The 4487-nt window shown below is 36.6% G+C and carries 5 protein-coding genes; all 5 read right to left on the bottom strand.

Translation table 11 applies throughout. The annotated features are described in order from the left end of the window. Positions 1 to 151: 151 nt before the first annotated feature. Positions 152 to 1342, bottom strand: a complete 1191-nt coding sequence (locus DW835_RS17520; RefSeq protein ID WP_118731506.1) for a DUF4885 family protein — start codon at positions 1340 to 1342, stop codon at positions 152 to 154. Between the two features lie 85 nt (positions 1343 to 1427). After that, entirely contained in the window at positions 1428 to 1748 is a 321-nt protein-coding gene (locus DW835_RS17515; RefSeq protein ID WP_243037238.1) for a hypothetical protein, read from the bottom strand. 59 nt (positions 1749 to 1807) lie between these two features. Continuing rightward, positions 1808 to 2773: a hypothetical protein gene (locus tag DW835_RS17510; protein ID WP_118731505.1), complete on the bottom strand. Its 966-nt coding sequence runs from the start codon at positions 2771 to 2773 to the stop codon at positions 1808 to 1810. A gap of 50 nt (positions 2774 to 2823) precedes the next feature. Beyond that, complete coding sequence (locus DW835_RS17505) at positions 2824 to 4224, bottom strand: prepilin peptidase dependent protein A (protein ID WP_118731504.1); 1401 nt, start codon at positions 4222 to 4224, stop codon at positions 2824 to 2826. 36 nt (positions 4225 to 4260) lie between these two features. Then, positions 4261 to 4487: hypothetical protein (locus DW835_RS18245; RefSeq protein WP_347559406.1), on the bottom strand; the 227-nt coding region annotated here is incomplete at its 5' end.

The following is a 4487-nucleotide window of genomic DNA, read 5'->3' as shown; positions in this document are numbered from 1 at the left end:
TTTTTGCAAACCGGTTATTTGTTACTTAACAGGAATGCTCCCTCTATTGTTTATTTTTTAATTTAAAAATTTCGAATCATATATTTTATCTAAAAAACTATATTACTATACTTGACACACTTCCCTATATTTTTTCAAAAATATTATATTTCTAAAGTACAGAATACCATTGCCTGTTTGTACTATCAGCTTCATATTGATATGTGATCAACTGATTCATGTCCTTTAAACCACTCTTTCCATATAAAATGCTTAAAGTCATATCCGGCACATTGTTCCATCCTTTAGTTGACATAGTTGAAACCAGGTCATGTATCCAATTCTTCATTTGCTGCTTGAACTCTTTCGGAACTTTTCCAGAATCTTCAACAGCCTTATCCACTAAGTCTAATATATTCTCTCCTGACTCCGTATAATATGTCCCGTTTTTTTCCTCAAGTTTATCTAATTCATATCCTGTATAACTATAAACCTGATGATATGCTTCGTATTTCATCTTTGATTCCTCTGTTACTTGAGAACTCTCACAGCCATCTTGTGTTGAGCAATAATAGATATGCTTATAGAGATTTTTCCCATTATTACCTACATTTAAAGCATTCTGCATCAACACCTTTGTTTCTTCATCCACACCATCTACCGTTATCTCGTAACTGTATGGATCGACAGTAAAAGTACACTCTTCCTTAATAGAAGATGTATCTACACCAGCCTGCTTTAAAATATTTGAAATCTGTGAATTTACCAATGCTCTTTCAAATTGGATTTTATCCGAATCTACACTGTCGCCGTCTACTTCAATTCCCCTGAACAAAGAATCCTGATAATTTACACCATTTATTTTTCCTGTCCGGCACATCTGCATCTCATAATTATATGCAATCCTACGTTCTGTATCAGTCAAATTAGTCTCGTAATACTCTGAACTCTTATCAAAATACTTGGAATGAATATAATTTTCAGGGTTAGAATGTGTTTTTGCTTCTGCGGCAAGCTTAGAATACTTTTCCGTTAATGCCGCCCTAAATGCTTTACCTGTACTCATATATTCACTTGTTTTCGCATTAATCTGTGTTCCTGCATTCTCAATGAGCTCTTGATTCGTTTTTTTTGCTGAAGCTATATAGGACTTTAAGTCAATGCTGCTGTCAATACTTGTGTTATGTGTTCTTCCACTTGTACTTTTTGTCAGTTTTTCCTTTCCCGATGCACTTATCGTTAAAGTATCTCTTGTGCCTCTACAACCAGTGTTTTGACTGCTTGCCGCTTTTTGTTGTTGACCAAACAGAACATTAAGCAACGACTGATTAGCATTAATTCGGCTGTTAAAAAATATATTCATAATATCACCAACCTTCTTATTATATATCGGATTATCCTAACCTTGTTTGTAATCTTTTCTTTCTTCAAAATTATAGAAATTGATACTATGCATATGTATCAAAACCTACCTTATTTTTAGTTGTCGCTTCTATAGCAATCATATTTTCTGTTTTTTTATCTTCTTTTTCTTTATCCTCTTTCATTCTCTCCAGCCATTTGTCAATTTCTGAATCCGTACCAGTCTCTCCAAAAATGCCACAGGTTGTCATTTCGGTTCCATTATTCGTAAACTTAAACTCCACTGATATCAGTTTACTACCATGACTTATTGCCGCCTTCTGTGCATTTCGTATAACATCTGGCATAATTGCTAAATTTTCCTCAAGCCATTTCGCAGTTTTTTCATCTCCACATGCCTTTCTCATTACACTTCCGTCAATCAATACAGAAGCATTTTTGCATGTAATTAAAAAAATTACAAATCTTATGCAAACATACAATATCTACCTAAATTATCAACTTTATATGCATTATTTTCCTGAGTGGTGCCATAATTATCGCCATAATATATCTTTATTCCTTTCAAAATTTTTGTCCATGCACTTATGTCTGCACAATCATTTTCTGCCGCCAAACATTTTCTGGCAGTAGCATAACAGGAACCCGGCATATCAATTTCCCATGCTTTGCTGGAATCACCATCATACGGAATATATGTAACTCCATTAGGAGTCAAAAATGTAAAACCATCTTTTTCGCGTTTCAGATTTCCTGATATCTCAAGTAAAGCATATAATCCTGCCGTAGACCGCTGTGAACTTACCGGATATTTTTGAAATTCATCAGCTAATTTATTCAGCGTCTCTATATCTTTATCGGATGTTATGATTACCGAAACTCCTTGTGCCTCATTTCCCTTTATCGACAAATAATTTAACCCTGTCTTTGGATCACGTTTTACTACCAATCCCCCCTGTAGCGGTATCTCCTTTATATCAATATTTCTTTGGTCAGACAAATCATTCAAAAGATTTTTCAGTTCACTTGTCATGGTTACATTATACGAAAATGGCTGATCCATATTAATCAGGAACTCCATTCCTGTTTTCTCATCTCTTTGAATTGCTAATTGATCTTCTCTTATATAAAAATCTTTTCCTGTCTGCTTATCTACAATCTCATATGCTGCTACTCCATTCACATATGTAGCATCTTCAATTTTATATCTTTCTGTCTCTATTGGTAATTCAATATCTTGAGAGATACTATTTTGTGTATAAATTCCAAAGTTACTATAATCTGTACTGTTTACATAGGAATCCCTTGTGCTAATCTTATTACTTATACACTCTTGGGCTTTATTCATTGTATCAGAAAAATTTCCTACTGCATTTCTATTATTTTTACTGCATAACATACTTTGTTGTAAGTAACCATTCTCTATTCTCATGATTCTCCCTCCCAATCACTTGGGTATTATTGAATACTCCATTATAAACTTTAATCTTTTATCTGAAATGTACCGTCTGCTATAACAAACTGTACATTTAACTCAGACATAATATCTTTGTGCTGTGTCCGGTTATATGCTAAAATTTCCCGGATATCACTTGTGTAATCCTGATAGGTCAGATTCCCACCCGGATGATTCAACAGATCATCCAGTGTTTTCGGCAGACCATGTATCGCTGTATTTTCCACGGAGAGGTCTCCAAGCGATACGCTGCCGCCAGATGCCTTATATAAAAATTTTCCCACATCCACCGCAGCTTGCAACAGATATTTTTCTTTATCTGACAACTCCTGTATTTTTGAATCCGTGCAAAAATAAATATCCATCAGCTCATCCGAATACTTTGACAGAACATTCTCTATCTTCTGTTTCATTGCATGATCCTGAATACCGTCCACACTTACCTGACCATCCGCCCCAATTTTTATGGAAAACGTGGAATCTGAAATATCAATTCCCGCTTCCTGCAGATCAGCAGATATCCTATCTTTTACTGTGGTATTCATTTTTGCACTTGCATTCGCACGATCCAGCTCTGCTGCAGTACAAAAGATATTTAAAAGAGCATTTTCCTGTTCCGTCAGTTCTCCTCCTGCTGCTTTTTTTTCCAGTAAATTATGAATCTGCTCATCATCCGGCACTGCCCCACCCTGCATAACATCTTCTGCCTGTTTCTGATGCAGTTTCTCCATCTGCTCTGTATAATAGGCTTTGTACTTCTGCCGGATTTCCTTAATTGCACGCGTTTCCTCAGTATCGGTTAAGCCTTCCTGCATCTGCTTCCTGACTGTCCCTTCATACTTCTGAACCTCTGCCATTTCCTGATAAGCTCCATGGCTTTTATCCGCCTGCGTTGTCTGGAAGGAAAGATGATATCCGGCATCCGGGTTTACCGTCGAACCGTTCTTTGCCTGTACCTTCACGGTATAACCTCTGTTGTCCGAATTCCAGTTCGGTATGGTAATACTAAGACCACCATTTCCATTCTCTTTCCCAATGCCGACCTGATTGCCTTCCTCATCATACAAAACCATCTCATAATCACAGCCTTCCGGTATATGATCTAAAATGATCGTAATATCCTTATTATAGGTATCCTTCGCGAAACTTAATGCCCGGTACTCTGTAATATTGAATTCGTAATAGTCCACATCCTCCGTATCCGATAAACTTCCCTTTAAATATCCGTCCGGCTTATTGATAAGTGCCGTCAGATCCAGTGTTCTTCCAAACACATCCTGATCCGTATATTTATTTGTTTTCCAGAAATAATCATTGGAAACTTTACTATTTTCTACTGCAATATTTTTATCAGTGGGTAAACCTTTTTTCTTAAAATCATATCCCACAAGCTGCGCATGCATCTCTACTGTGCGGGTTATTACCATCTGTTCATTCTCCTTGTGTATAATTACTTTTCATAATCATAATACTTTCCTGAAACTATACGCATACATATCCGAATACATGTTATCATGCGGTTGTGGCGTCAGCCTTCTATCCAATGCCGCCATATCCACCGTAAAACCACTGTCTGCCACAGAGAAAGCGCCATTGCTGAATTGAAACTCCGAAGTAAAGTCTGGAATCCCCAGATCACCGCTTGTCCGGTTATGTCCTATAATATTTATCAATGCATCCTTTATCCGCT

This window comes from Clostridium sp. AM34-9AC, assembly GCF_003480225.1.
Lineage (GTDB): Bacteria > Bacillota > Clostridia > Lachnospirales > Lachnospiraceae > Acetatifactor > Acetatifactor acetigignens.
Note: the sequence above shows the minus strand (reverse complement) of the source record. Positions and strands in the feature narration are given on the sequence as shown.

Bases quoted from the DNA above. Each gene is read 5' to 3' on its own strand.
- DW835_RS17520 (WP_118731506.1), bottom strand. From the start codon at position 1,342: ATGAATATATTTTTTAACAGCCGAATTAATGCTAATCAGTCGTTGCTT.
- DW835_RS17510 (WP_118731505.1), bottom strand. From the start codon at position 2,773: ATGAGAATAGAGAATGGTTACTTACAACAAAGTATGTTATGCAGTAAA.
- DW835_RS17515 (WP_243037238.1), bottom strand. From the start codon at position 1,748: ATGAGAAAGGCATGTGGAGATGAAAAAACTGCGAAATGGCTTGAGGAA.
- DW835_RS17505 (WP_118731504.1), bottom strand. From the start codon at position 4,224: ATGGTAATAACCCGCACAGTAGAGATGCATGCGCAGCTTGTGGGATAT.